Source organism: Mesotoga sp. Brook.08.105.5.1, from assembly GCF_002752635.1.
GTDB lineage: Bacteria > Thermotogota > Thermotogae > Petrotogales > Kosmotogaceae > Mesotoga.
Genome location: NZ_AYTW01000051.1, coordinates 1 through 1,728, shown reverse-complemented (window position 1 = coordinate 1,728; position 1,728 = coordinate 1). Strand labels below are relative to the sequence as shown.

At 44.6% G+C, this 1,728-nt stretch carries 1 protein-coding gene; it reads left to right on the top strand.

From position 1 onward, the window contains the following. Positions 1 to 124 precede the first annotated feature (124 nt). Positions 125 to 1,708 (top strand): IS5 family transposase, encoded by a 1,584-nt coding sequence (locus V512_RS12985; protein ID WP_165775403.1) that lies wholly within the window; start codon positions 125 to 127, stop codon positions 1,706 to 1,708. Positions 1,709 to 1,728 lie beyond the last annotated feature (20 nt).

The following is a 1,728-nucleotide window of genomic DNA, read 5'->3' as shown; positions in this document are numbered from 1 at the left end:
TAGGGCTTCCTGAAAAAGCACACAAAGCGCATGAATAGTGAAGTACAGGCGAATAATGTGGTATAATGGTGCAAGGGGAAACAAGGTATAGACTCAAAATGCTTGCACCGAGGTGATGACGAAGATGTTTCTGAGGAGACATAAAGAGAACCAGATGGAAATGGTTGGATTCGGAGGATCACTGACAAGAGTACTGTCGAAAGAGAATCAATGGGTTCGACTGAGTGAGATCATACCGTGGAAAGAGATTGAAGACAGATATGCTAAGTTGTTTGCAGACTCTGGAATGGGAGCACCTGCAAAGAGTGCAAGGATCGCATTTGGTGCACTGGTAATACAGGCGATGAAGAACTACACCGATGAAGAGACAGCAGCACAGGTTGCGGAGAACCCGTATTTGCAGTATTTTCTGGGAATGAAAGAATACCAGGTGGTTCCATTGTTTGACGCATCCATGATGGTGCATTTCAGAAGGCGCTTTAACTTTGAGAATGCAAAAGACATCAACGACATGATCATACAATACATCCAAAGAGCTGAAAGACCAACAAAAGAAGAACTGCCTTCATCCAGAGATAACGATGGCGACATTACAAAACAGAACGACCAGGGAAACACGCAGCAACACAACGATAAACCCAGTCCCAACAAAGGGACGTTGTTACTGGATGCTACCTGTGCTCCCAGTGACATACAATATCCCACCGATCTGAGGCTGTTGAATGAGGGGAGAGAAAAACTTGAAAGAATCATCGACACCCTCTACAAGGCAGATCAACGAGAAGACAAGCCAAAGAAGCCACGAACATACAGAAACAAAGCCCGCATGCAATACCTGGTTGTGGCAAAAAAGCCGAAGTTTCGAGCTTTACAGATGCGAAAAGCCATAGGGAAACAACTGAGATATGTCAAAAGAGACCTGAAAATCATCGAAGAGATGTTGAGACAACAATCACAAGACACATTGAACCAGAAACAACGAAAAGAACTGGAAACGATCCGAACACTTTACAATCAGCAAAGCACGATGTACCAGACAAAGATTCGCAGAATCGATCATCGAATAGTCAGCATCAGCCAACCACATATACGCCCTATCAAGCGAGGGAAGAAGAAAAGCCCCACGGAGTTCGGAGCCAAGATAGCAATCAGTGTAGTCAACGGACTTGCTCAAATTGAAAAGCTGAGCTGGGAGAACTTCAATGAAGGAGCAACCATGAAAGAAAGCGTAGAACGATACCGCCAGACTTATGGTTACTATCCTGAAGTGGTGCTGGTGGACAAACTGTATCGTAACCGTGAGAACATACGTTATTGCCAGGAAAGAGGGATAAGGATTACTGGTCCGAGACTGGGAAGGAAGAACCCACAGATACAGAAAGAAGAGAGAAAGATCATGATACAAGATGCAAGAGTGAGGAACGCAGTTGAAGGCAAGATTGGAGAAGGAAAGCGGAAATATGGACTGGGGCTTATCCGGGGAAAGCTGAAAGAAACAAGCGAAACCATGATCGCTTTTACGATGATTGCAATGAACCTTGCCCGCTGGTTGAGGGGCTTATTTTTTTTCATTTTTCCGATGGCTATTCTGGGGAGAAATCGGAGGAATTCGGAGCAATTTCGAGGGTGTTCTACGTCAAAATCCACATATTGTGAGTCAACTACTACTCTCTTGAACATGACGACCTCTTTAACTGGAAGAAGGTAGTAGTTTTTCAGGAAGCCCTA

Bases quoted from the DNA above. Each gene is read 5' to 3' on its own strand.
- V512_RS12985 (WP_165775403.1), top strand. From the start codon at position 125: ATGTTTCTGAGGAGACATAAAGAGAACCAGATGGAAATGGTTGGATTC.